The 23,608-nt window shown below is 73.2% G+C and carries 28 protein-coding genes and 1 pseudogene; 20 read left to right on the plus strand and 9 right to left on the minus strand.

The window, feature by feature from the left end; translation table 11 throughout:
- Positions 1 to 205: 205 nt before the first annotated feature.
- Both ACFY0O_RS34550 and ACFY0O_RS34555 read right to left on the minus strand, forming a co-directional pair.
- Positions 206 to 1,228 (minus strand): LacI family DNA-binding transcriptional regulator, encoded by a 1,023-nt coding sequence (locus ACFY0O_RS34550; protein ID WP_042812372.1) that lies wholly within the window; start codon positions 1,226 to 1,228, stop codon positions 206 to 208.
- 74 nt (positions 1,229 to 1,302) lie between these two features.
- Positions 1,303 to 2,094, minus strand: a complete 792-nt coding sequence (locus ACFY0O_RS34555; protein WP_358895788.1) for a response regulator transcription factor — start codon at positions 2,092 to 2,094, stop codon at positions 1,303 to 1,305.
- Between the two features lie 473 nt (positions 2,095 to 2,567).
- On the opposite strand from ACFY0O_RS34555, the gene ACFY0O_RS34560 reads away from it, so the two are divergent.
- The 13 genes from ACFY0O_RS34560 to ACFY0O_RS34620 all read left to right on the plus strand — a co-directional run bounded on the left by ACFY0O_RS34560 (position 2,568) and on the right by ACFY0O_RS34620 (position 12,328).
- Positions 2,568 to 2,822 carry a MoaD/ThiS family protein gene (locus ACFY0O_RS34560; protein ID WP_388954317.1) on the plus strand — a complete coding sequence of 85 codons (255 nt, stop codon included), beginning with the start codon at positions 2,568 to 2,570 and terminating at the stop codon, positions 2,820 to 2,822.
- 7 nt (positions 2,823 to 2,829) lie between these two features.
- Positions 2,830 to 4,494: a hypothetical protein gene (locus ACFY0O_RS34565; protein ID WP_388954320.1), complete on the plus strand. Its 1,665-nt coding sequence runs from the start codon at positions 2,830 to 2,832 to the stop codon at positions 4,492 to 4,494.
- Positions 4,495 to 4,621: 127 nt separating this feature from the next.
- Positions 4,622 to 5,341, plus strand: a complete 720-nt coding sequence (locus tag ACFY0O_RS34570; RefSeq protein WP_388954323.1) for a DUF2993 domain-containing protein — start codon at positions 4,622 to 4,624, stop codon at positions 5,339 to 5,341.
- 161 nt (positions 5,342 to 5,502) lie between these two features.
- Positions 5,503 to 5,586: a putative leader peptide gene (locus tag ACFY0O_RS34575; RefSeq protein ID WP_350206375.1), complete on the plus strand. Its 84-nt coding sequence runs from the start codon at positions 5,503 to 5,505 to the stop codon at positions 5,584 to 5,586.
- A 205-nt stretch (positions 5,587 to 5,791) separates the two neighbouring features.
- Complete coding sequence (locus ACFY0O_RS34580; protein ID WP_358895784.1) at positions 5,792 to 6,637, plus strand: sulfurtransferase; 846 nt, start codon at positions 5,792 to 5,794, stop codon at positions 6,635 to 6,637.
- Positions 6,638 to 6,684: 47 nt separating this feature from the next.
- Positions 6,685 to 6,975 (plus strand): DUF1416 domain-containing protein, encoded by a 291-nt coding sequence (locus ACFY0O_RS34585; protein ID WP_045950396.1) that lies wholly within the window; start codon positions 6,685 to 6,687, stop codon positions 6,973 to 6,975.
- Positions 6,976 to 7,102: 127 nt separating this feature from the next.
- Positions 7,103 to 7,369 (plus strand): DUF3099 domain-containing protein, encoded by a 267-nt coding sequence (locus ACFY0O_RS34590; RefSeq protein ID WP_358895783.1) that lies wholly within the window; start codon positions 7,103 to 7,105, stop codon positions 7,367 to 7,369.
- Between the two features lie 114 nt (positions 7,370 to 7,483).
- The gene (locus ACFY0O_RS34595; RefSeq protein ID WP_358895782.1) at positions 7,484 to 8,221 is read left to right on the plus strand and encodes a hypothetical protein; all 738 of its coding nucleotides are present in this window, start codon (positions 7,484 to 7,486) and stop codon (positions 8,219 to 8,221) included.
- Positions 8,218 to 9,075 (plus strand): hypothetical protein, encoded by an 858-nt coding sequence (locus ACFY0O_RS34600; RefSeq protein WP_388954327.1) that lies wholly within the window; start codon positions 8,218 to 8,220, stop codon positions 9,073 to 9,075. Before ACFY0O_RS34595 ends, ACFY0O_RS34600 begins: the two co-directional genes overlap by 4 nt.
- Positions 9,072 to 9,929, plus strand: coding sequence for a hypothetical protein (locus tag ACFY0O_RS34605; protein ID WP_388954330.1), 858 nt, complete (start codon positions 9,072 to 9,074; stop codon positions 9,927 to 9,929). The genes ACFY0O_RS34600 and ACFY0O_RS34605 overlap by 4 nt, the downstream gene beginning before the upstream one ends.
- A 267-nt stretch (positions 9,930 to 10,196) precedes the next feature.
- A complete protein-coding gene (locus ACFY0O_RS34610; protein ID WP_355968363.1) occupies positions 10,197 to 10,769 on the plus strand; it encodes an FABP family protein in 573 nt (190 codons plus the stop codon).
- Between the two features lie 83 nt (positions 10,770 to 10,852).
- On the plus strand, positions 10,853 to 11,308 hold the full coding sequence (locus tag ACFY0O_RS34615; RefSeq protein WP_358895778.1) for a Fur family transcriptional regulator: 456 nt from the start codon (positions 10,853 to 10,855) through the stop codon (positions 11,306 to 11,308).
- A gap of 51 nt (positions 11,309 to 11,359) precedes the next feature.
- Positions 11,360 to 12,328 carry a YgfZ/GcvT domain-containing protein gene (locus tag ACFY0O_RS34620; protein WP_388954334.1) on the plus strand — a complete coding sequence of 323 codons (969 nt, stop codon included), beginning with the start codon at positions 11,360 to 11,362 and terminating at the stop codon, positions 12,326 to 12,328.
- A 12-nt stretch (positions 12,329 to 12,340) separates the two neighbouring features.
- Here the strand turns inward: ACFY0O_RS34620 and dtd are convergent, their stop codons facing one another.
- Positions 12,341 to 12,766, minus strand: a complete 426-nt coding sequence (dtd, locus tag ACFY0O_RS34625; RefSeq protein WP_042801357.1) for a D-aminoacyl-tRNA deacylase — start codon at positions 12,764 to 12,766, stop codon at positions 12,341 to 12,343.
- A gap of 132 nt (positions 12,767 to 12,898) precedes the next feature.
- Between dtd and ACFY0O_RS34630 the strand changes: the two genes are divergently transcribed.
- From ACFY0O_RS34630 to ACFY0O_RS34640, 3 genes are all read left to right on the plus strand, one after another.
- The gene (locus ACFY0O_RS34630) at positions 12,899 to 13,486 is read left to right on the plus strand and encodes an AmfC protein (RefSeq protein WP_388954337.1); all 588 of its coding nucleotides are present in this window, start codon (positions 12,899 to 12,901) and stop codon (positions 13,484 to 13,486) included.
- A gap of 137 nt (positions 13,487 to 13,623) precedes the next feature.
- Positions 13,624 to 14,868 carry a GNAT family N-acetyltransferase gene (locus tag ACFY0O_RS34635; RefSeq protein WP_388954340.1) on the plus strand — a complete coding sequence of 415 codons (1,245 nt, stop codon included), beginning with the start codon at positions 13,624 to 13,626 and terminating at the stop codon, positions 14,866 to 14,868.
- A gap of 62 nt (positions 14,869 to 14,930) precedes the next feature.
- On the plus strand, positions 14,931 to 15,725 hold the full coding sequence (locus ACFY0O_RS34640) for a putative protein N(5)-glutamine methyltransferase (RefSeq protein WP_388954343.1): 795 nt from the start codon (positions 14,931 to 14,933) through the stop codon (positions 15,723 to 15,725).
- Here ACFY0O_RS34640 and ACFY0O_RS34645 read toward each other — a convergent pair.
- Positions 15,722 to 16,519, minus strand: a complete 798-nt coding sequence (locus tag ACFY0O_RS34645) for an SDR family oxidoreductase (RefSeq protein ID WP_388954431.1) — start codon at positions 16,517 to 16,519, stop codon at positions 15,722 to 15,724. The two genes, ACFY0O_RS34640 and ACFY0O_RS34645, sit on opposite strands and share 4 nt — an antisense overlap.
- Positions 16,520 to 16,634: 115 nt before the next feature.
- On the opposite strand from ACFY0O_RS34645, the gene ACFY0O_RS34650 reads away from it, so the two are divergent.
- Positions 16,635 to 17,537 carry a sigma-70 family RNA polymerase sigma factor gene (locus ACFY0O_RS34650; RefSeq protein ID WP_388954346.1) on the plus strand — a complete coding sequence of 301 codons (903 nt, stop codon included), beginning with the start codon at positions 16,635 to 16,637 and terminating at the stop codon, positions 17,535 to 17,537.
- A gap of 37 nt (positions 17,538 to 17,574) precedes the next feature.
- Here the strand turns inward: ACFY0O_RS34650 and ACFY0O_RS34655 are convergent, their stop codons facing one another.
- The gene (locus ACFY0O_RS34655; RefSeq protein WP_388954349.1) at positions 17,575 to 17,913 is read right to left on the minus strand and encodes a DoxX family protein; all 339 of its coding nucleotides are present in this window, start codon (positions 17,911 to 17,913) and stop codon (positions 17,575 to 17,577) included.
- A 133-nt stretch (positions 17,914 to 18,046) separates the two neighbouring features.
- A pseudogene (locus ACFY0O_RS34660) lies at positions 18,047 to 18,355 on the minus strand (NUDIX domain-containing protein); the annotation flags it as partial.
- Positions 18,356 to 18,432: 77 nt separating this feature from the next.
- On the opposite strand from ACFY0O_RS34660, the gene ACFY0O_RS34665 reads away from it, so the two are divergent.
- The 3 genes from ACFY0O_RS34665 to ACFY0O_RS34675 all read left to right on the plus strand — a co-directional run bounded on the left by ACFY0O_RS34665 (position 18,433) and on the right by ACFY0O_RS34675 (position 19,896).
- Entirely contained in the window at positions 18,433 to 18,828 is a 396-nt protein-coding gene (locus tag ACFY0O_RS34665; RefSeq protein WP_388954351.1) for a helix-turn-helix domain-containing protein, read from the plus strand.
- A gap of 22 nt (positions 18,829 to 18,850) precedes the next feature.
- Entirely contained in the window at positions 18,851 to 19,438 is a 588-nt protein-coding gene (locus tag ACFY0O_RS34670) for a hypothetical protein (protein WP_388954354.1), read from the plus strand.
- 116 nt (positions 19,439 to 19,554) lie between these two features.
- Entirely contained in the window at positions 19,555 to 19,896 is a 342-nt protein-coding gene (locus ACFY0O_RS34675) for a DUF2516 family protein (RefSeq protein WP_042809690.1), read from the plus strand.
- 5 nt (positions 19,897 to 19,901) lie between these two features.
- Here the strand turns inward: ACFY0O_RS34675 and ACFY0O_RS34680 are convergent, their stop codons facing one another.
- From ACFY0O_RS34680 to ACFY0O_RS34690, 3 genes are all read right to left on the minus strand, one after another.
- Positions 19,902 to 21,128, minus strand: a complete 1,227-nt coding sequence (locus ACFY0O_RS34680) for a PP2C family protein-serine/threonine phosphatase (protein ID WP_388954433.1) — start codon at positions 21,126 to 21,128, stop codon at positions 19,902 to 19,904.
- Positions 21,129 to 21,477: 349 nt separating this feature from the next.
- Positions 21,478 to 22,575, minus strand: coding sequence for a C40 family peptidase (locus ACFY0O_RS34685; RefSeq protein WP_358895766.1), 1,098 nt, complete (start codon positions 22,573 to 22,575; stop codon positions 21,478 to 21,480).
- 210 nt (positions 22,576 to 22,785) lie between these two features.
- On the minus strand, positions 22,786 to 23,598 hold the full coding sequence (locus ACFY0O_RS34690) for a class I SAM-dependent methyltransferase (RefSeq protein WP_388954357.1): 813 nt from the start codon (positions 23,596 to 23,598) through the stop codon (positions 22,786 to 22,788).
- Between the last annotated feature and the right edge of the window lie 10 nt (positions 23,599 to 23,608).

Genomic DNA, 23,608 nt, shown 5'->3' on the forward strand with positions numbered 1-23,608 from the left:
GGATCATGAGAGCTTCCTGAGTCCCGGCTGAGAAGCCCGACAGAACCGTGTATGCCCGATATAAGGGCGGGGAGGGGGCCCCGCCCCGCGCGGCGGCGGCGGCCCGCACGCGGCGGCCGGGTGTGGGCCAGGGGTGGCGGACCCGCTCGGCCACCGGCGGACGGAGTCCGGGGCAGCGGTGCGGGGGCCGCGTGAGGAAGCGGGGCTAGCGGCAGCCGCAGCTGCGGCGGATGACCAGGGCCGAGGGGAACTGCTTCAGGCGCTCGCGCCGCGAGCCCGCCACGCGGAGGGCGTCGTCCAGGACGAGGTCCACCGCCGCGCGGGCCATCGCCGGCCGGTCCGAGGAGACCGTCGTCAGCGGCGGGTCCGTCAGCGCGGCCTCCTTCACGTCGTCGAAGCCGGCCACCGCCAGCTCCCCGGGCACGTCGATCCGCAGCTCCCGCGCGGCCCGCAGCACACCGATCGCCTGGTCGTCCGTCGCGCAGAAGATCGCCGTCGGCCGGTCCGGCCGGGCCAGCACCTCCAGGGCGACCCGGTACGCGTCGTAGCGGTTGTACGGGGCCTCGATGACCCGGCCCTCGACCGACCGCCCGGCTTCGAGCATGGCCCGCCGCCAGCCCTCGACGTGGTCGGCGACCGGGTCGCCGACGGACGGGGTGTTCTCGATGCCGCCGATGCAGGCCACGTACTCGTGCCCGTGCTCCAGCAGGTGCCGGGTCGCGAGCTGGGCGCCGCCGATGTCGTCCGTGACGACGGCCACGTCGTCGATGGCCTCGGGACGCTCGTGCAGCAGCACGATCCGCGCGTCCCAGGCCTCGATCTCCGACGCCGCCCGCTCGCTCATGCCCTGGCTGACCAGGATCAGCCCGGACACCCGCATCCCCAGGAACGCGCGCAGGTAGTGGACCTCGCGCTCGTCCCGGTAGTCGGAGTTCCCGACCAGGACCATCTTTCCGCGCTCGGCGGCGGCCTGCTCGACCGCGTGCGCCATCTCCGCGAAGAACGGCTGGCGCGCGTCCGGGACGATCATGCCTATGAGGTCGGTACGCCGCGACGCCATCGCCTGGGCGACCCGGTCCGGGCGGTAGCCCAGATCCTTGATCGCGGCGAGGACACGCTCGCGCGTGGCCGGGGCGACCGGCCGGGGTCCGTTGTTGATGACGTAGCTCACGACGGCGGTAGACGTACCCGCAAGTCGTGCAACGTCATCCCGCGTCACCTTGGCCACGCGCGGAAGTCTACGCGGGGTGACCTACCTCTGGGCAGGGCGTCCTGGGGAGTGGATGGTCACAGGGCCTCCTCCTAATGGGGGACGGCCGCCGGGGTCTCGGCCGGCGCCTCGGCGGGAGCCTCGGCCGGGGCCTTCTTCCGGTCGGCGCGCTCGGCCTTGGCCGCCGCCTCCGCCGCCGCCGCCCGTTCGACCTTCTCGGGGGTGACGAAGCGGTAGCCGACGTTGCGCACGGTGCCGATCAGCGACTCGTGCTCGGGCCCGAGCTTGGCGCGCAGCCGCCGGACGTGGACGTCCACCGTCCGGGTGCCGCCGAAGTAGTCGTAGCCCCAGACCTCCTGGAGGAGCTGGGCGCGGGTGAAGACCCGGCCGGGGTGCTGGGCGAGGTACTTCAGGAGCTCGAACTCCTTGAAGGTCAGGTCCAGGACCCGGCCCTTGAGCTTGGCGGAGTACGTCGCCTCGTCGACCGACAGGTCGCCGTTGCGGATCTCCATGGGGGAGTCGTCGGAGCCGAGCTGCTGGCGGCCGGTGGCCAGCCGCAGCCGTGCCTCGACCTCGGCCGGGCCGGCGGTGTCGAGGAGCACGTCGTCGATGCCCCAGTCGGCGGTGACGGCGGCGAGGCCGCCCTCCGTCACGACGAGGACCAGCGGGCAGCCGGGTCCGGTGGACCGCAGCAGCTGGCACAGAGACCGCACCTGCGGAAGGTCGCGCCGGCCGTCGACGAGGATCACGTCGGCCCCGGGGGTGTCCACCAGGGCCGGTCCCTCGGCCGGGGCGACCCGGACGTTGTGCAGCAGCAGTCCGAGGGCGGGCAGCACCTCGGAGGACGGCTGCAGGGCATTGGTCAGCAGCAGGAGAGAGCTCACGCCCGACCACCTGCCCGGGTCGGATGGTCGTACTCCTGTTTGCTTCGCTGGTCCATCACGTCGGTTCCTCCTCGGTCCCGTCGAGGACGTGCGTGGTACGGCTTCGTGCGATGTGACTGCCGGCATCCCGTCCGGTCCCCGCGCCCTGAGGTCCGGATGGATACCACTGTTGTCGGTCCGTTCAACGTACTGAAAGCACAAAAGGACCCGGGGGCTACGTTGCCCGGATCCTCTACGCCGCCAGAATAGCCCACCCGCCCTTTCGGGGCCGAGGGCCGCCATGCACCGCATTCTGTGGTTCGCGCCACGCCTTCCTCCTGCGTATGCCCTGGTTTCACCGGATCGGTGGAACCCCAGCGGGCCGCCCGGGCGCACGGACGGCGCGCGGAGGCACGCCGGGGTGACGAGCCGGAGGCGTCATCATGGAGGCCGACGGTAGAGATCCGACGGAGCCCGACACGATAGGAGCTGCAGTGGCAACCGGAACCATCCGCTACTGGGCGGCGGCCAAGGCCGCGGCCGGGACGGCGGAGGAGCCGTACTCGGCACGCACACTGGCCGAGGCGCTCGACGCAGTGCGGGAACGCCACCCGGGGGAGCTGACCCGGGTCCTGCAGCGCTGCTCCTTCCTCGTGAACGACGAACCCGTGGGCAAGCGGGCCCATGACACCGTGCCGCTGACCGAAGGGGGCACCGTCGAGGTGCTCCCGCCGTTCGCGGGCGGGTGAGGCGGCTATGAGCACTCCCGAAGAACAGCAGCAGCAGCGGCAGCAGCAGGCCGCCGCCGCGGCCGCCGCGCAGCAGGACCCGTACAGCACGCAGACCTGGCAGTCCGACACCTGGGAGACCGGGTACCAGCCGGTGCAGCCGCCGCTCGGCTCGGTGCCGGGGCAGGCGGCCCCGCCCGTTGACCCGCCGGATTGGCAGCAGCAGGCCGGGGGTACCGGCGGCGGCGCCGGTGTGCCGTGGCCGGACGCCTCCGCCGGCGGCGGGTACCCGGGCCAGCCACAGGGCTCCGCCGTGCCCGAGTCGTGGTTCCGCGACCCCCAGCCGGCCGGTGGGGGTGTGCCGTGGCCGGACGCCTCGTCCGGCGGCGGTGCCGGGTACCCGGGGCAGCCGCAGGGCTCCGCCGTGCCGGAGTCCTGGTTCCGCGAGCCGGACGCCGCCGAGACGGCGTACCTGCCGCCCGTGCGGGAGCCGGAGCCGCCGCAGCCGGGTGACGGGGGCACGTCCTGGCCGGGCGGCGCCTCCGCGGCGGCCGAGACGGCGTACCTCCCGCCCGTGCGGGAGCCCGCCGACGCCGCCGCCGAGACCGCCTACCTGCCGCCGTACCCGGGGCAGCCGCAGGGCTCCGCCGTGCCCGAGTCGTGGTTCCGCGAGCCGCAGCCTCCGTCACCGGCGGCCGCCGCGGCGGAGACGGCGTACCTGCCGCCGGTCCGCGACGGCCGGCTCCCGGCGGACGCCGCCGCCGAGACCGCCTACCTGCCGCCGGTGCGGGAGCCGCAGGCCGATGCGGCGGCCGCGCAGACGGCGTACCTGCCGCCCGTGCGGGAGTCGCAGGACGACGCGGCGCACGCCGGGCCGCAGGTCGCGGCCGGTGGGGCGGAGTGGTCGCCGCCGACGCTCGGCGGGAACACCCTGCGCGCCGTGGACCCGGCGCAGGCGCGGGCCGAGGGGCGTTCGCCGATCATCGACCCGGGGCCGCAGTCGGCCATACTGACCGCCGCCCTGGGGCTGGTGCTGGCCGCCGCCGCGGCGCTCGGCCATTACGCGCTGCTGGCTCCGCTGGTCGCCCTCCAGGGCCTCACCGCGGCCGGCTGGTTCCGGCTCAACGGCATGTGGCCGGCCCGCCAGGGCATCGCCCTCGCCTTCGCCGGAGCCCTCGTCGCCGACGGGGCGGTGCTCGCCGTGGACGGGACGTACGGCCCCGGCGCGATCATCGGCACCCTCGGGGCGTGGGTGCTGCTCACCCTGGTCCTCCAGCTGCGCAGCCACGCCGACCCCGACGAGCGGATGTACGGGCTGATGGCCTCGGTGGCCTCGGCCGCGCTGGCGATCGCCTGCGCCGGGTTCCTCGCGGCCGACTGGAAGGCCGTGAGCGCCGGGACGGCCGCCGTGGCCGTCGCCGTGTTCGCGCGGGCCCTGCCGCTGCCGACGGCGCCTTCCGTGGGCGTCTCGCTGGCCGCCGCGGCCGGTGCGGGCATCGCGGTCGGCGGGCTGGTCGGGCTGGGCGCGGGCGGTGCCCTGGTCGGCCTGGTGGCCGGCGCGTGCGCGCTGGTCGGGCTGCGCGTCGCCGCGTACGACTACCCGTCGAAGTTCGTGCACATGACGGCCGGTGTCGCGCTGCCGCTGGCGGTGGCCGCCCCGGCCGTCTACCTGATCGGCCGGGTGGTGGGCTGAGGTACCGCGTGGGGCGGGCGGGGCGGGTGGGCGCCGGGGGAGACGGTGCTCACAAGTCCCGCTCACCGCGCTCCGACCACGATCATGGTCCACTAGAACGCACGTACCGATGAGGAGGGGGAGGCACGTGCGTTTTCTGCGTTTCGTGGTGATCGTCGCAGTGGTGTTGGGGGGCCTGTTCGTCGGAGCCGACCGATGGGCGGTCGGTTACGCCGAGAACCGGCTCGCCGAGAAGGTCCAGTCCCGCCAGGGCCTGGCCGGCGGCGTGGAGGTCGACATCCACGGCTTCCCGTTCCTCACCCAGGCCCTCAGCCACGAGCTCGACCAGGTCGACCTCAAGCTGACGGACGTCGACGCCACCGCCGACGGCCGCAAGACCCGCCTCTCCCGCCTGGACGCCAGCTTCCACGACGTGAAGCTGAACTCCAGCTACACCGGCGGCTCCGCCAAGCGGGCCGAGGGCACCGCGCTGATCTCGTACGCGGACCTCACCAAGGCCTCCCAGACGGGCGCGACCCTGACCTACGGGGGCCAGCCCGGCAAGCTGAAGGTGACCGCGTCGGTGGACTTCCTGGGCCGGACGATCACCCGCAGCGTGATCTCCACCGTCGAGCTCGTCGACGGCAGGCAGGGGTCGGGCGGCGGCAAGATCGTCCGGGTCCACGCGGACTCCGTACCCGGCGAGGGCATACCGGGGATCGAGAGCGCGATCCGCAAGCGGACGGACTTCGACCGCCGCATCGACGACGGCCTCCCGGCCGGTCTGAAGCTCTCCGCCCTGACCTCGGACGAGGCGGGCGTCCACCTCACGCTGACCGGCACCGACGTGAGTCTGGCCGGATCGTGAGACAGCGCGGTCCGATCCGCAGAAGGACGGGCCGCGCGAGTAGCCCCGGAAGGCCGTGAGGACGCCTCCCGGGGCTTTCTCATCCCGCCATTCGGACGATCCTGTCTCGCCATATGACACGCCGGTGACAGGGCGGCCGGTTCCTCCCTACGATCCTGGCTATGAAGCATCAGCAGGCGGACCTCACGAAGCGGCGGGCAGTAGACCTGTGTCGCGTCGCCGCCATGCTCTGTCGCTCCATGTGAGGCGTGAGCCTTCCCGCTCCGCCGGCCGGACCGACGGCCCTTCATCCCGCGTGACCGCACCGCACCGCACCTGCCTCCCGCCCCCCGACGCCTCCCCGCGCAGGGCCGAGGAGCGACACCCGGAACGGCGCACGCACGCACCGCAACACCAAGCCCCACCGCAGCACGCACAGCCCCGCCGCACACTGCCCCGGAGGAGATCACCATGAGCCGCAGCGACGTCCTCGTAGACGCCGACTGGGTCGAGGCCCACCTGAACGACGCCAACGTCGTGATCGTCGAGGTGGACGAGGACACGTCCGCGTACGACAAGAACCACATCACGAACGCCGTCCGGATCGACTGGAAGCAGGACCTCCAGGACCCGGTCCGCCGTGACTTCGTGGACCAGGAGGGCTTCGAGAAGCTCCTGTCCGCCAAGGGCATCTCCAACGACGACACCGTCGTCCTCTACGGCGGCAACAACAACTGGTTCGCGTCCTACGCCTACTGGTACTTCAAGCTCTACGGCCACCAGGACGTCCGCCTCCTCGACGGCGGCCGCAAGAAGTGGGAACTCGACTCCCGCGACCTGGTCGACGGCAAGGACGTCCCGAACCGCCCGGCCACCCAGTACAAGGCCAAGCCCCAGGACACCTCCATCCGCGCCTTCCGCGACGACGTCGTCGCCGCGATCGGCTCCCTGAACCTGGTCGACGTCCGCTCGCCCGACGAGTTCTCCGGCAAGCTGCTCGCCCCGGCGCACCTCCCGCAGGAGCAGTCGCAGCGCCCCGGCCACGTGCCGAGCGCCCGCAACATCCCGTGGTCGAAGAACGCCAACGACGACGGCACCTTCAAGTCCGACGAGGAACTGACCGCCCTCTACGAGGCCGAGCAGGTCGACCTCGCGAAGGACACCATCGCCTACTGCCGCATCGGTGAGCGCTCCGCGCTCACGTGGTTCGTGCTGCACGAGCTCCTGGGCCAGGAGAACGTCAAGAACTACGACGGCTCCTGGACCGAGTACGGCTCGCTCGTCGGCGTGCCGATCGAGCTCGGCCCCAACAAGTAACCCCCGCACGCGCAGCGGCAGAACCCCTCCAGGACAGGACAGAGAACATGTGTGGAGCACAGATCGGCGGGCCCGACCTCGCGACGCTCAAGCCCGGTGAGACCGCGATCCAGGGCCAGGTGACCAAGGACGGCGAGCCCGTCAGCGGTTACGTGCGGCTGCTGGACTCGACCGGCGAGTTCACCGCCGAGGTCCCGACCTCCGCGACCGGCCAGTTCCGCTTCTACGCGGCCACCGGCTCGTGGACGCTGCGGGCGCTGGTGCCCGGCGGCCAGGCCGACCGCGCCGTCGTGGTCGCCGAGGCCGGCGGCGTGACGGACGTCGCCATCGCGGTCTGACGCGAACCGCACCGCTGTACCGGCCGAAGGGCCGCACCCCAGGGGGTTGGACGCCACTGGAAAGGGGTGCGGCCCTTCGCGCCGTCCGCACCCTTGTGTTCGCGGGGGCCGGTCCTACGCTGGAGGTATGTACGCCCGGCGTCGGCGCGCCTACTTCCTGCTCATGGGCGGATGCCTGTTCCTGTTCGTCTCCGCCTGGTCCTTCGTGCGCCTCTTCTCGGTACCGGCCGCGGTGGCGCTGTGCGTGGTCGCGATGCTCATCCCGCCGGTCGCGGCGATGGTCGCGAACCGGCGCGGGCCGGACGACCGCTGGTGGGACGACCCGTCGGGGGATCCGAAGTCCGACGAGTGGTGGGACGAACTGGACGGGAAGCGGCGCCCGCCCGAGGATTGAACGCGTTCGAGATAAAAGCGTAATAAGGATGCGTACAACGTCCCTGGGGCCCATGGTGTCTTGGATGCGCGCGGGCGAACGCTCCCGCGCCTCCAGGTCTGTGGGGGGACCCCTTTGGAACACGAACAGCCGCCACCGCGCGCTCCGCGCCGCCGCGGCCGCACGACCGCCCTGATCGCCGCCGCCCTCGTCCTCGGCGCCCTCGCCGGCACGGTCACGGGCTACGCGATCCAGTACGGCCGCAAGCCGACGCCGCTGCCGCCGCTGGCCCAGCAGCAGATGGCCACGCCGAAGGCGCAGGCACCGAACGACGCCACGACGATCAAGTCGGTCAACGCCAACCGCTGGCACAAGACGGACGACGACCTCACGAAGCTGCTGGCCGACGCGCCGGCCGGGGCGAAGGTCGAGTTCGACGGCTACGACACCCTCGACACCTTCGTGACGGGCTTCGACACGCCGGGGCCCGGCTTCCGCCACCTCCTCGACATCGGCTTCCGGCGCGTCGCCACGAGGTCCTGGGAGCAGGGCGACGTCTATGTCGAGGTGCAGCTGCTCCAGTTCCGGGACTTCAAGGGCGCGGACGGCTGGGGCGGCTGGCAGGAGGGCTCCGACGAGGCGGCCCGGATGGCGGGCAACGACGGGGCGGCCATTCCGGGTGTCCCCTCGGACGCCGGGCACCTCTGGGTGCACTCGAAGACCACGGACCGCGGCGGCCCGGGGCGCGAGGCCAGGGCCGTCGCCCGCCGGGGCGACATCGCCATGTGGGTGTTCTATTACGACCGCCGCGGCGGCGCGATCGCGGAGAGCGACATCGCCGAGGTGGCCAAGCGCCAGTGGGAGCGACTGTGACCGAGCCGCAGAAGGACACCGACACCACGGCGCAGGAGCCCGCGTCGTCCGGCGCCCCCGTCGAGGAAGGGGCGTCCTCCGGGACGCCCTCGCAGGAGGCCGCCGTGCCCGCCGTCCGGCGCCGCAGGACGGGCGCCCTCGTCGCGGCCGGTGTCGTGGTCGCCGCCCTCGTGGGCGGCTGGACATGGGCCTCGTCCGCCCTCGCCGGCGCCGACCGCAGCGCGCCCACCGCCTACTGGGTCCCGGACGGCGCGTCGCTGCCGAACCGGCCGGTGCCGGACGTCGTCCCGCGCAACGCGCTGTCCGCCAAGCTGCTCCCGATGCCGCCCGGCTACCGGCTCGGACCCGACAACGACGTCAACGGCAACGACTACGTCATCTCGGGAGAACACGCGGTCGAGGTCTTCAAGGAGGCCCGCACGGGTCTGTCGACCTCGGAACGCAAGAAGCGCGACGAGATGCTCGCCCAGCTCAAGCTCAAGGGGGTGGCAGGCCGCACCTTCTCGAACGACACCGGGAAGCTGCTGGTGGCGATCCAGCTGATGCAGGCCGACCCCAAGGCCCTGGACTCCTTCTCGCAGGTCGGCCGCAAGCTGCTCGAATCGGGCGGCGACGGCCGTGAGGCGCCCAAGGTCGACGGGTACCCCGACGCCAGGTGCGCCCTGGCGGTCTCGGTCGGGGAGGGCCGCAAGACGGAGGACGGGATCGACACCCTCTCCTGCGTGGCCGTCCAGGGCGATGTGATGGTCGACTTCACGGCCTCCGGGCCCAAGACCGACTTCCCCACGTCCGACGCCGTCGCCGTCTTCAAGAAGCAGCTGGACCACCTGAAGTCCCCCGGGGAGTCGGTATGACCGAGCAGACCACCGCCGTCCCGGACGCCGCCGTGCCCCTTGAGGCGGCCGCGACCCCGGACACCGGGGCCGCCGGCCCCGCAGCGGCCGCCCCCAGGGACCGCCGGGCGCTGCGCGCCGTCCTGCGCTGGACCGCCGCCGTCCTCGTCTTCGGCGCCGCCGGCGCCGGGACCGCGTACGGGATCGCCCGGGCCGAGCGCACCGACGTCCCCGGCCTGTCCACCAAGGGCGACGGCCGCTGGGCCTACCCCGCCCTGGTCCGGCCCACCCCGCCGCCCGGCGCACCGCTGCCCTTCGCCGCGGACAACCCGGACGGCATCCACTACGCCGGCCTGACCCAGCTCCTGCTGCCCGCGCCGCGGGGCTCCGCCCCGGACGCCGGGCTGAAGCTGGAGAAGGACTCGGCGGTCACCGTGGACACCTTCCTGGAGGAGTACGAGCCGTCGGCCCGCGACAAGCTGCGGGCGCAGTTCGACCTCAACGGCCTGCGCCAGATCGCGGGCCGCGGCTGGACCACCCCCGACGGCACCCGCACCCGGGTCTACCTGCTGCGCTACCACGCGTCGGGGTTCGCGGACACCTTCAAGGGGTGCGGTGCCGACATGGAGCTGAACGGCGTCAAGCAGGTCGTGACGGACGAGGTCTGGAACAAGGCCAAGGTCGAGCAGGTCTCGCCCGCCGTCGAGGGCCTCAAGGCACTGGAGGAGGCCGTCCCCTTCGGTGACGAGCAGACCAGGATCGGCTGCGTCGAGTCGGGCGACATCCGGGCGGTGATCCTCCAGAGCCGCAAGGGCGGGGCGGCCGCCGTGCCCCTCCACCAAGCGGTGATCCTCCAGAACCAACTGCTCCAGTGATCCCGGCGGGCCCGGTTCGGCCCACCTCACACGGTGCGCCGGTCCCCGGCCCAGTAGGCTTGGGGACCGGCCCCGTCCACCCGCACCGATTCCTCCGAGGAGCACCCCGTGCTTGAGGCTTTCTTCACCTCCCTGCTGGTCCTGGTCTGCGTCGGCGTCCTCGCCTTCACCGGCCTCGCCGTCAAGAAGCTCTACCAGGGTCAGCGCTAACAGCCGACCGGCCGACCGCCCCGGAACCCCTCCCACAGATCGCCTGAGCAGCCAACCATGATCCAGATCCCGTCCGACCTGAACCCGGGTCTTGTCCCCCTCGCCTTCCTCCTCGGCACCTGGGAAGGCGCCGGCGTGTTCGACTTCCCCGGCGAGGAGAAGTGCAACTTCGGCCAGGAAGTCGTCTTCAGCCACGACGGCCGGGACTTCCTGGAGTACACCTCCCGCTCCTGGGTGCTCGACGCCGAGGGCAACAAGGTGCGCCCGCTGGAGTCCGAGTCGGGCTACTGGCGCATCGACAAGGACCGCAAGGTCGAGATCGTCATGGTCCGCGACCAGGGCGTGGTCGAGGTCTGGTACGGCGAGCTCGCCGACCAGAAGCCGCAGATCGACCTCGTCACCGACGCGGTGGCCCGCACCGCCGCCTCCGGCCCGTACAGCGGCGGCAAGCGCCTGTACGGGTACGTGAAGAGCGACCTGATGTGGGTCGGGGAGAAGGCGACCCCCGAGGTCGAGCTGCGCCCCTACATGTCGGCGCAGCTGAAGAAGGTCGTCACCCCGGAGGAGATCGCCGACATGGCGCGCAACCTCCCCGAGCTCCCGGAAGACGGCATCGCCTTCTTCCGCTGAGCCCGCGGCCGCGAGCCCGCGCACGCGTAGGAAAGGGGACCACGGCAGGGCCGTGGTCCCCTTCGCGCGCTTACACTGGCCGGGTGGTGACCACCGACTGGAAGAGCGACCTGCGGCAGCGCGGATACCGGCTGACACCGCAGCGCCAGCTCGTGCTGGAAGCGGTCGACGCCCTGGAGCACGCGACCCCCGACGAGATCCTCGTCGAAGTGCGCAAGACGGCCTCCGGCGTCAACATCTCCACCGTCTACCGCACGCTGGAGCTCCTGGAGGAGCTCGGCCTCGTCTCGCACGCCCACCTCGGGCACGGGGCGCCCACCTACCACCTCGCCGACCGGCACCACCACATCCACCTCGTCTGCCGCGACTGCACCGAGGTGATCGAGGCCGACCTCGACATCGCCGCGGACTTCACGGCGAAACTGCGCACCACCTTCGGCTTCGAGACGGACATGAAGCACTTCGCCATCTTCGGGCTGTGCGAGCAGTGCGCCGCCCGCCGCCGCGAGACACCCGCCGCCGGCCAGGGCGACGCGTAGCGCCCCCGGTGCGCCCTGGGGCCGTGCCGACGGGGTCGTAGGCTTGGTGGCATGACCAGCAGCCCCTTGCTCCATCTTCCCGGCGCCGTAGCGGCCGAAGGCCGTGACGAGGGCGTCGCCGCCCACTACGGAGAGCTCTACGGCGAACAGCGCGCCCTCGCCGACGGCCGAGGCTTCGTCGACCTCTCCCACCGCGGGGTCGTCACCGTCACCGGCCAGGACCGGCTCGCCTGGCTGCACCTGCTGATCACCCAGCACGTCACGGAACTCCCGCCCGGGCAGGCCACCGAGGCGCTGATCCTCTCCGCCAACGGGCACATCGAGCACCAGCTCCTCCTCGTCGACGACGGCGAGACCACCTGGGCGCACGTCGAGCCGGGCACGCAGGAGGCGCTGATCGCCTACCTGGAGTCGATGAAGTTCTTCTACCGCGTCGAAGTCGCCGACCGCACCGCCGACTTCGCCGTCGTCCACCTGCCGGCGGGCTCCATCGCCGAGACCGACAAGGAGCACGTGGTCCGCGAGACCGCCTACGGGCGCGACGTGTTCCTGCCGCGCGAGCGGCTGGAGGACTTCGCCGCGGCCCACGGCCCCGCCGCCGGGCTCCTCGCCTACGAGGCCCTGCGCGTCGAGGCGCACCGCCCGCGCCTGGGCCTGGAGACCGACCACCGCACCATCCCGCACGAGATCGGCCTCATCGGCACCGCCGTGCACCTCCAGAAGGGCTGCTACCGCGGCCAGGAGACCGTCGCCCGCGTCCACAACCTGGGGAAGCCGCCGCGCCGCCTGGTCTTCCTGCACCTGGACGGCTCCGAGGTGCTGCTCCCGGCGCACGGCACGCCCGTCCGGCTCGCCGCCGACGGGGAGGACGGCCGCCAGCTCGGCTTCGTCACCACCGCCGTGCGCCATTACGAGCTCGGGCCGATCGCGCTCGCGCTGGTCAAGCGGAACGTTCCGGTGGACGCCCCGCTGCTGGCCGGGACCACCCCGGCCGCGCAGGAGGTCGTGGTGGCGCCGTAGCGCCCCTCGCGCCTACACGTCGATGACGATGGTGAACGGGCCGTGGTTGGTCAGCGAGACCCGCATGTCCGCGCCGAACCGGCCCGTCGCCACCGTCGCGCCCAGCGCCCGCAGCTGCGCCACGACCTCGTCCACCAGCGGCTCGGCCACCGGCCCGGGCGCGGCCGCGTTCCAGGTGGGGCGGCGGCCCTTGCGGGCGTCCCCGTAGAGCGTGAACTGGGAGATCACCAGCAGCGGCGCGTCCACGTCGCTGCAGGACTTCTCCGCCTCCAGGATCCGCACCGACCACAGCTTGCGGGCCAGCACCGCCGCCTTCTCCGGGGTGTCGTCGTGGGTCACCCCCACCAGCACGCACAGCCCCTCGCCGACGATCTCGCCGACCGTCTCGCCGGCCACGACGACGCTCGCGCCGTCCACCCTCTGCACCACTGCTCGCATACCACCTGTGTACCAGGCGTGCACCCGTCCGGGGCCGATCGGGTGGCGTGGGACTGCGTCCGCACCACGGAGAGTGGCACCATGCCTGCAGGCGGTGCCTCCCGCACCGGTCGAGGGGACGGACACGAAACGATGAACACCTCTGGTACCTCCGCACCTGCACCCGCATCACCCGACGACGCGCCCGCGTCCGCGCCCCAGGTACGGCCGCCCGCGCAGCGCACCGGCGGCCCCGAGGGGCCGCCCACCCCCGCCGCCGCGCTGGGGCTGCCCGAGCTGAGAGCCCTGCGCCGCGACGCCCAGCGCGACGAGGCCGACCTCAGCTACGTCCGCAGGCTCCTGCACGGCCGCATCGACATCCTGCGCGCCGAGCTCGCCCGCCGGACGGACCCCGAGGCGCCGGTGGTGGACCGGCTCTCGGAGATCCTCGCCGACGCCCCGTCGAGCCGCAGCGCCTCCGCCCGGCACGTCACGCTCGGCACCCCGCACAACGAGGAGTACCGGCTGCTGGCGGCCGAGATGCTCTCGGACGTGGAGCTTTCGGACCTGGACGCGCGTACGGACGCCGAGCTCCACGAGGCGATGGCCCGGCTGGTGCGCTACGAGCAGCAGGTCTCGCGGCGCCGGCAGCAGCTCCAGCGGACGGCGGACGACTCCAGCGCGGAGATCACCCGGCGCTACCGGGAGGGCGAGGCACAGGTCGACGACCTGCTGGCGTAACGGCGGCGGGAGCGGACGGCGGTGGCCGCCGCGGTGGCGGCCGCGGCGAAGGCCGCGGCGAAGGCTGCGGGTGTGGCCGGGCGGCCGGGCGGAAATTCGGGCGACCGGGCGCCGTGCGGCCGTTAGCGTGACCGGATATGAGTGCTGACATCCGGCCGATCGCCGAATCCGAACTCCCCGAGTGGATGCGGGCCCTGAACACGGGCTTCCTGATGCCCGCTCCGGTTCCCGAGTCCGACGTGGCGCTGCGCGGCAAGCACTGGGACCTCGCCCGCACCCAGGGCGCCTTCGACCCCGCCACCGGCCGCTGCGTGGCCACCTTCCGCACCTTCGCCCAGGAGCTGACCGTCCCGGGCGGCGCGGTCGTCCCCTCCAGCGCCGTCACCAACGTCAGCGTGACCGCAACCCACCGCCGCCGGGGCCTGCTGACCCGGCTGATGGCGGCCGAGCTGACGGCCGCCAAGGAGCGCGGTGACGTCGTCTCCACCCTGATCGCCGCCGAGTACCCGATCTACGGCCGCTACGGGTACGGGCCCGCCACCAGCGCCGTCGAGTGGGAGGTCGACGTCGCCCGCAGCGGCCTCGACCCCCGCGCCCCCGTCCCCGGCGACGGCGGCCGCATCGACCTGATCGACGCCTCCGAGCTCCGCGAGACCGGTCCCCGTATCCACGAGCGGCTCCGCGCGGCCGGGCACGGCACGGTCGGCCGCAGCGCCCGCTGGTGGGACATCGCCTGCGGGATCGAGCCGTCCCAGGAACGGCCCTACAAGCCCAAGTTCCACGCCCTCTACCGGGACGCGGCGGGCGAGCCGGCCGGCCTCGCGGTGTACTCGGCCGACCAGACCTGGACGGACGAGAAGCGCCCGCTGAACACCCTCCAGGTCAAGGACCTGATCGCGGTGACCCCGGCCGCCGAGCGCGCCCTGTGGCGGTACCTGTGCTCCATCGACTGGGTGCTGAAGGTCCGCACCGGCTACCGCGCCCCCGACGACCTCCTCCCGCTGCTGCTGCCCGACCCGCGCGCCGCCCGGCCGGTGACCTCGGCGGACTTCATGTGGCTGCGCCTGCTCGACGTCGAACGGGCCCTGTCCGCGCGGACGTACGCGGTGCCCGGGGTCCTGGTCCTGGAGGTCGTGGACGCCGCCGGGCTCGCGGACGGCCGCTACCGGCTGGACGCGGCGGCCGGCACCTGCGCCCGTACGGAGGCCCCGGCCGACCTGCGGCTCGACGTGTCCGAGCTGGGCGCCCTCTACCTGGGCGACGCGTCCGCCGCGCGGCTGGCGGCGCTCGGGCGGGTCACGGAGGTGCGGGCCGGGGCGACCGCGCTGGCCGACGCGGTGTTCCGCACCGCCCGGCGGCCGTGGTGCCCGGATGTGTTCTGACCCGTGCATGTTCTGATCCGTGCCGTCGCCTTTTGCCGTACCGGAACCCGAGGAGGGGACACGTGACATCGATCGTCGAGCGGCTGCGCGCGGCGGGCTGCGTCTTCGCGGAGGAGGAGGCCGAGCTGCTGACCGCTGCCGCCTCCGGCGACGCCGGCCGGCTGGAGGGTCTGGTGGCCCGGCGGGCGCAGGGAGAGCCGCTGGAGCACGTCGTCGGCTGGGCGGAGTTCTGCGGGCTGCGCGTGGAGGTCGGCGCGGGCGCCTTCGTACCGCGCCGGCGCAGTGAGTTCCTCGCGGGGGAGGCGGTGGCGCTGGCCCGGCCGGGTGCCGTGGTCCTGGACCTGTGCTGCGGGGTCGGCGCCCTCGGCGCCGCGGTGGCCTCCCAGGTGCCGGGCGGGGTCGAGCTGCACGCGGCCGACATCGACCCGGCCGCGCTGGTGTACGCCCGGCGCAACGTGGCCCCGTACGGCGGAGCGGTCTGGGAGGGCGACCTGTACGGGGCGCTTCCGGCGGAGCTGCTCGGGCGGGTGGACGTCCTGGTGGTCAACGCCCCGTACGTGCCGACGGGGGAGATCGGGTTGATGCCGCCGGAGGCGCGGGTGCACGAGCCGCTGGTCTCCCTCGACGGGGGCGAGGACGGGCTGGACGTCCACCGCCGGATCGCGGCGCAGGCCCTGCGCTGGCTGGCCCCGGGCGGCCACCTGCTGATCGAGACCAGCGCCCGGCAGGCGCCGCTGACGGCGTCGGCGCTGACGGCGGGGGGTCTCGCGGTGCGGGCGGCCACGTCGGAGGAGCTGCACGCGACGGTCGTGATCGGCGGAGCGCCGGTGCGGGAGGGTCTGCGTACGGGCTCCTAGGAGGCGAGGCGTTCGTCGGTGAGGCGTTCGGCGAGGAAGGCCTCCCAGGTGCGCTCGCCCAGTACCGCGCCGTCGAGGGAGAGGTTGTCCCCGGCGCGGTAGGCGCGGCCGGCCTTCCCGGGCATCCGGACGGGCATCATCAGGCGCCGCTTGCCGCGGGCCCGCAGGTAGTCGCGGCTGAGGTCGCCGAGGGTGCGGACGTCGGGCCCGGCGAGGTCGGCGACCAGCCCGGCGGGCTTGCCGAGGGCCAGTTCGACGAGCCGGGCCGCGACGTCGCGGGAGTCGACGGGCTGCCAGCGCACCCCGCCGGGGACCGGGACCACGGGGAGCTTGGCGAGCTTCTCGGCGACGGTCAGGGCCAGTTCGTGGAACTGGGCGGCGCGCAGGGTGGTCCAGGGGAGTCCGGATCCGGAGACGGCCCGTTCCGCTTCGAGCTTGGTCCGGAACCAGCCGAGGGGGACGGTGTCGGCGCCGATGACGGAGATCAGGACGAGGTGCCGGACCGCGGCGGCCTTCGCGGCGCGCACCAGGTTGTGGGCGGCGACGTCGTCGTTCTTGGGGCCGCCGGCCAGGTGCAGGACCGTTTCGACGCCGTCGAGGGCGGCGTCCAGCCCCTCGTCCCGGATCAGGTCGCCGCGTACGAAGGTGACGCCGTCGGCGGCGGGGCGGGAGCTGCGGCTGAGGATCCGTACGGGGACACCCGCCGCGCGCAGCATCGGTACGACGAGGCTGCCGAGGGTTCCGGTGCCGCCGGTGACGAGGAGGGGGCGGGGGGATCCGGTCGTGTCCGTCATCTGGGTCATCTCCGATCGATGGGGCGCAAGTTGACGTCCCGGGCTTGAACTCGTTCGATTTCAAGGGGGTGTGCGGTCTACTGCTCTGACCCGCAGCGAGGAAGGAATGTGACAGGTGGACGAGAACTCTTCGGATCTGGCGGATCCGACGGCCTGCTTCGAGCAGTACCGAGGTCATCTGAAGGCGGTGTCCTACCGGATGCTCGGCTCGCTGGCCGAGGCCGACGACGCCGTCCAGGAGACGTGGCTGCGCCTGGAGCGCACCGATGTGAGCGGGGTGGAGAACCTCGGCGGGTGGCTGACCACCGTGATCTCGCGGATCTGCCTGAACATGCTGCGCTCGCGCGAGCAGCGGCGTGAGGATCCGATGGAGCGGCTGGAGACGCGGATCCCGGATCCGCTGATCCGCTCCGAGCGCCGGATCGACCCGGAGCAGGAGGTGATGCTGGCCGACTCGGTGGGGCTGGCGCTGATGGTGGTGATGGAGTCGCTGTCGCCGGCGGAGCGGTTGGCGTTCGTCCTGCACGACATGTTCGCGGTGCCGTTCGAGGAGATCGCCCCGCTGGTCGAGAAGACCTCGGCGGCGACCCGTCAGCTGGCCAGTCGGGCCCGCCGGAAGGTGCAGGGCCAGGCCCCGGCTCCCGACAAGGACCTCGCGCGCCAGCGGGAGGCGGTGGACGCGTTCTTCGCGGCGGCGCGGGACGGGAAGTTCGAGGCGCTGCTGTCGGTGCTCGACCCGGACGTGGTGCTGCGTTCGGACGGCGGGGTGGGCGGTGCGCTCACCGTGGTGCTCACGGGTGCGCGGACGGTGGCGGGCCAGGCGGTCACGTACAGCTCGCTGGTGCCGTTCGTCCGCCCGGCGCTGATCAACGGCGCCGCGGGGGTCGTGGTGGTCCGCAAGGACCGGGCCGTTTCGGTCATGGCCTTCACGGTCGTGGAGGGGCGGATCGTCGCGATCGACGTCCTGTCGGACCCGGAGCGCCTGGGCGCGCTGGACCTGGCGTCGCTGGAGGACTGAGGTCCCGCCGCTCCTCGTCCCGGTCCTGGCCCCGGTCTCAGACCAGGGCCAGGACGGCGACGGCGGGGGCGGCGTAGATCATCGGGAAGGCGACGTGCGCGTAGGAGCGGGCGCGCAGGACGGTGATGACGGCGCCGGTGAAGTAGAGCACCAGGCCGATCGCGGCGGCGATCCCGACGGCGGGGACGGCGAAGCCGGCGAGGAGGCCGAGAGCGCCGGCGACCTTGGCGGTACCGAGGAAGGTCCACATCCCCTTCGGGACGCCGTACTCGATGAGCGGCTCGGTGACGAACGCGGCGCCGCGGAAGATCGAGATGCCGGAGAAGCCGGCCATGAAGGCGGCGACGAGGGTGATGACGGTGGCGGTGGTGGACATCGGGGTTCCTCCGGGGCGGTCTGTCTGTCTGTCTGTCTGTCTGTCTTTCGTCGTCGCTCTCTCGCGTCCGACACCCCTCTGACCCGCCGCCGCGCACGGATGTGACAGCCCCGCGAAAAACTTTTCCGGTGCTTCAGAGCTGCGCGGCCCGGAACGCGAGGTACCGGCCGAAGGCCTCATGGCTGTCCGGGGTGAAACGCCACCGCGGCAGGGCCGCCCGCAGCTCCGCCTCGGTCAGCCAGCCGTGCCAGGCGACCTCCCCGGGATCGGGGACCACGGCGTCCGGCACCACGGCCTCGTGCACACCGAGCCAGTGCGGGCTCAGGCCGCCGCGGTTGACGAACGTGAACAGCAGGCGCGGCAGCGCGCGCACGCCCAGCTCTTCGACCAGCTCCCGCGCGGCCGCCTGCTCATAGGACTCGCCGACGTCCACGGCACCACCGGTTCGAGGCGGAGCCGGATGGATACTCCTGCAAGCAAGCGCTTGCAATAGTTAGCAAGGTGCGGCAGGATCGGAGCATGGCATCGCTCAACGTCGGGAACCTCGGCGAGTACCTCCGCGAGCAGCGGCGGCAGGCCCAACTCTCGCTGCGCCAGCTGGCCGACGCGGCGGGGGTGTCGAACCCGTACCTGAGCCAGATCGAGCGCGGGCTGCGCAAGCCGAGCGCGGACATCCTCCAGCAGCTGGCCAAGGCGCTGCGGATCTCCGCCGAGACCTTGTACGTGCAGGCCGGGATGCTCGACGAGCGGGACCGGGACGAGGTGGAGACGCGGGCCGTCATCCTCTCCGACCCGTCGATCAACGAGCGGCAGAAGCAGGTGCTGCTCCAGATCTACGACGCCTTCCGCAAGGAGAACGCGGCGGACGAACCGGACGAACCGGCCGTCGACGGCGCGGTGCCACCAACGAACTGACCGGATCCGGGAGGACCCGCACATGGCCATCACCGATGACCTGAAGAAGACCCTCACCGACCCCACCCCCCTCTACTTCGCCGCCGGCACCGCCGACCTGGCCCTTCAGCAGGCCAAGAAGGTGCCCGGCCTGATCGAGCAGCTGCGCGCCGAGGCCCCGGCCCGCATCGAGGCCGTACTCGACACCGACCCCAAGGTCGTGCAGGAGAAGGCCAAGGTGGCCCAGGAGGCCGTCACGGCCCGGGTCGTCGAGGTGTTCGGGGCGATCGACCCGAAGAAGCTGGGCGAGACCGCTCAGGATCTGGCGCTGCGCGGTGTCGGCGTGGCCGCCGAGTACGCCGTCCGGGCCAAGGAGACCTACGACAAGGTCGCCGAGCACGGCGAGCAGGCCGTCCGCGCCTGGCGCGGCGAGGTCGCCGACGAGATCGTGGACATCGCCGGGGCCGTCGAGCCGGAGCCGGCGGCGGCGCGGCCGGCGGCGCAGGACGCTCCGGCGGAGGCCTCCGCCGAGGCCTCCGCCGAGGGCGAGGAGAAGCCCGCCGCCAAGAAGCCCGCCGCGCGCCGCAACGGGACCAGGAAGGCCGCCGCCGAGGCGGCCGACGAGAGCTGACCGGTCCACGGTCGAACCGGGCACCCGTGGGGTGTCCGGTTCGTTCTCGTTTCGGAAGGCGGATCGGGCGGTAGCGTGGAATCAGAAGTGCTGGATGCGAGAAGGCGGTCGACACGATGCTGATGCAGGGGTTCGATAACGGGGTCCTCCCGTTGCTCGGCTACGCCATGCTGGCGCTCGCCGTCGTGGCCTTCGTCCTGGCGCTGCTGGCGCGCGAGGACGCCTACCGCGCGGCGGACAAGCAGACCAAGACCTTCTGGCTGGTCATCCTGGGTGTCACGGTCCTGGTGGACTTCTTCCTCGGGATGCTGTTCCTGCAGATCGCCGGCCTGGTGGCGTCCATCGTGTTCTTCGTCGACGTCCGCCCCGCCCTCAAGCAGGTCTCGGGCGGCGGCAACCGGCGCCGCGGCGGCAGCAGCAGCGACGGCCCGTACGGCCCCTACAACGGCGGCCGCTAGACGGCCTAACCCCTGGAGAGCAGGACGAGGGCCACGTCGTCGGTGAGCTCGCCGCCGTTGAGGCGGCGGGCCTCGGTGACGGAGGCCTCCAGCAGGTGCTCGCCAGTGAGTCCGTCCGCCAGGTGCCGGTTGATCATGTCGACCATGCCGTCCTGGCCGAGGCGCTCGCGGCCCTCGCCGATCCGGCCCTCGATGAGGCCGTCCGTGTAGAGCATCAGGCTCCAGGTGCCGCCCAGGTCCACCTGGCGGCGGGGCCAGCGGGCCCGGGGGAGCAGCCCGAGCGCCGGGCCGCTGTTCTCGTACGGCAGCAGCCGCGCCGCCCGGCCGGGGCGCGAGACCAGCGGGGCCGGGTGGCCGGCCAGGCACAGGCCCGCGCGGCGGCCGTCGGGGGAGATGTCCACCGTGCACAGGGTCGCGAAGATCTCCTCGCAGGGCCGCTCCACCTCCAGGACCTCCTGGAGGGTGGCGAGCAGGTCGTCGCCGCAGAGACCGGCCAGGGTCAGTGCACGCCAGGCGATGCGCAGCTCCACGCCGAGGGCCGCCTCGTCGGGGCCGTGGCCGCAGACGTCGCCGATCATGGCGTGGACGGTGCCGTCGGGGGTGCGGACCGCGTCGTAGAAGTCGCCGCCGAGGAGGGCCCGGCTGCGGCCGGGGCGGTAGCGGGCGGCGAAGCGGAGGCCGGAGCCGTCGAGGAGGGGGGTGGGGAGCAGGCCGCGTTCGAGGCGGGCGTTCTCCTGGGCCCGAAGTTTCGATTCTGCAAGCTTGTACTGCGCGATGTCGGCCCGCTTTCTCTCCACGGCGTAGCGGATGGCGCGGCTCAGGAGCCGTCCGTCGAGCTCGTCGCGGAAGAGGAAGTCCTGGGCGCCGACCCGGACGGCCTCGGCGGCGCGTTCGGCGTCGGCCTCGGCGGTGAGCACGAGCACGGCGTGGCGGGGAGCGATACGGAGGACCTCGCGCAGGGCGCCGAAGCCGTCCTCGCCGGGGCCGGGCAGGGCGAGGTCGAGCAGTACGCAGTGCACGTCGGGCGTGAGCAGCCGGGCGGCCTCGGTGAGGTTGCGGGCGGTGCGGAGCCGGATGCGCTGGCCGTCGGCGTCGAGGATCTCGGGGACGGTGAGGCCGCCCGCGGGGTCGTCCTCGATGACCAGCAGGGTCAGCGAGGCCGCCGCCTGGGGGGCGGGGCCGCCGTTCTCCGGGGCGGGGGTTTCCCTCTGCCGCGGTACAGGTACGGGCATCGTCTCCGGTTCCTTGCCTCCCCCCGGAAGTGCGCTCATGCCGGGACCCTAGCGGGCGGGGGTGGGGAGGGGGAATGCCGAAACGGGCGGTGGCCCGCGCCATATACCCCCATCCCGGCGGAAACCCGCCCACCCGGGATGACCAACGTCACGACCCGGCCGCCCCCGCCCGAGACCCCGGTCACAGGCGCGGCCCGGAGCCACGGGCGGGCGTGCGGGTGCCGCTGCGCGGGGCGGGGGCCTCGCACCGCGCAGCGGGAGCCGGCCGCGCGCGCGGGCGGGCGCGGGGTTTCGGGGGCGGGGTTTCGGGGGCGGTAGCCCCCGGGCCGTGTCTCCCGCCCGGCCAGGCTCAGGCGTCGGGGCGGACCACGGCCTTGATCGGCATCGAGCCGGCGCCGGCCATCGTCACGTTCCGCCCCGGCCGCGGCGCGTGCACGATCGCCCCGTCCCCGACGTACATCCCGACATGGCTCGCGTCGTCGAAGTAGATGATCAGGTCCCCGGGCCGCATGTCCTTCAGCGCGACCTTCGGCAGCAGCCGCAGCTGCTCCTGCGAGGTGCGCGGGATCGGGCGCCCCGCCGCCAGCCAGGCCTGCGAGGTGAGCCCCGAGCAGTCGTAGGAGCCCGGGCCCTCCGCGCCCCAGACGTACGGCTTGCCCATCTGCGCGGTGGCGAACTGCACCGCCCGCTTCCCCGCGTCCGAGGCCAGGCCCTTGACGTCCTTCATCGCGCCCGACGACAGCCACGCCGTCTGCGCCTGGTACTGGGCGTCCTGCTCCAGCTGGATCAGCCGGGCCTTCTCCTCGGCCGCCAGCCTGCTCTCCAGGTCCTCCGCCGCCTTGATCTTGCCCTCGATCTCCTTCTTGGCGGCTTCCTTCTTGACCCGGTTGTCCTCCATCTTCTGCCAGACCGCGCCCGCGTCCTTCGCGTACCGCTCCAAGTCGGCCTGGGTGCGGTTCAGTTCCGCCAGCAGGTCCGTGGTGGCCTTCTCGCCCTGCCGCAGCCGGCCCGCCCCGTCGAGGAACTCGGAGGGGCTGCCGCTCAGCGCGAGCTGCGCGCCCGGCGGCAGACCGCCCGAGCGGTACTGGGCGCGGGCGGCGGCGCCCGCACGGTTCTTCAGGGTGGCGATCCGGTCCTGGCCCGCCACCACCAGGTTGGCGATCTGGACGATCCGCTCGGACTGCGCCTTCGTCTCGCTCTCCGCGAGGTTGTAGGCGTCCGTCGCGCTGCCGGCCTGGCGGTAGAGGTCCTCTATCTCCTTGCGGACCTGCTCCAGGGTCTTGGCGCCCGGCTCCGGCGCGGGGGCCGACGGGGCCGCGGGGGCGGACGGGGCGGCGAACGCCGGGCCCGTCGCGAGACCGGGGGCCGTCAGTATCGCCATCGCGCACAGCAGCGTCAGGGCGGACGCCCCCCTACGGCGCGACGGCGCTCGCTTCACGGTCCCCATGGCTCCCCCAGGCGCCCGAGCCAGAACCGATGTCACCGGACATCAGATCTGACTATTCGTCAGTAACTTCGCAGTGCCTCCGGGATGGTGCCACGAACCGGCGAAATCCAACACCCTCCGGATTCCGCTCCGATCATGACCGGCCACGCACCGTCCACCCCGCACGACTCAACGGGCCGCCCCCACACCCGGTTCCCGACGCCGCGAGTTTCACCCCGCCGGGCGCAAGGCCTCCCACCGCACCGTCAGTTCCCCCTGCCTCCACCGCACCGGCCCGTCCGCCAGCGGCCAGTCCACCGCCAGCGCCCGCGCCGTCCGGATCCACCGCTGCCGCGCCCCGTACGAGGCGTACGGCGCCGCCGCCGCCCACGCCCGGTCGAAGTCCCGCAGGAACGCGTGCACCGCCTCCCCCGGCACGTTCCGGTGGATCAGCGCCTTCGGCAGCCGCTCCGCCAGGTCCGACGGCCGCTCCAGCGACCCCAGCCGCGCCGCGAACGTCACCGTCCGCGGCCCCTCCGGCCCCAGCGCCACCCACACGTGCCGCCGCCCGATCTCGTCACAGGTCCCCTCCACCAGCAGCCCCTCCGGAGCCAGCCGCGCGCACAGCCGCTCCCAGACCGCCTCGACCTGCTCCTCCTCGTACTGCCGCAGCACGTTCGCCGCCCGGATCAGCGCCGGGCGCTCCCCGCCCTCCAGCGGCACCTCGAAACCCCCGTGCCGGAAACTCAGCCCCTCCCGCTCGTACGGCTTCGCCCCCGCCACCCGCGCGGGTTCGATCTCGATCCCCACCACCCGCACCCCGGGCGCCGCCTCCCGCAGCCGCGCCAGCAGCTCCACCGCCGTCCACGGCGCCGCCCCGTACCCCAGGTCCACCGCCACCGGGGCGTCCGCCCAGCGCAGCGCGGCCCCGTGCACGGCGGCGATCCAGCGGTCCATGCGGCGCAGCCGGTTCGGGTTGGTCGTCCCGCGCGTCACGGTGCCCACAGGGCGCTTGGGCGGAGGCGGAGTGCTGCGGGAGACCATGAGCCGAGCG

The sequence above is a fragment of the Streptomyces sp. NPDC001594 genome, from assembly GCF_042893675.1.
In the GTDB taxonomy this organism is placed as follows: Bacteria; Actinomycetota; Actinomycetes; order Streptomycetales; family Streptomycetaceae; genus Streptomyces.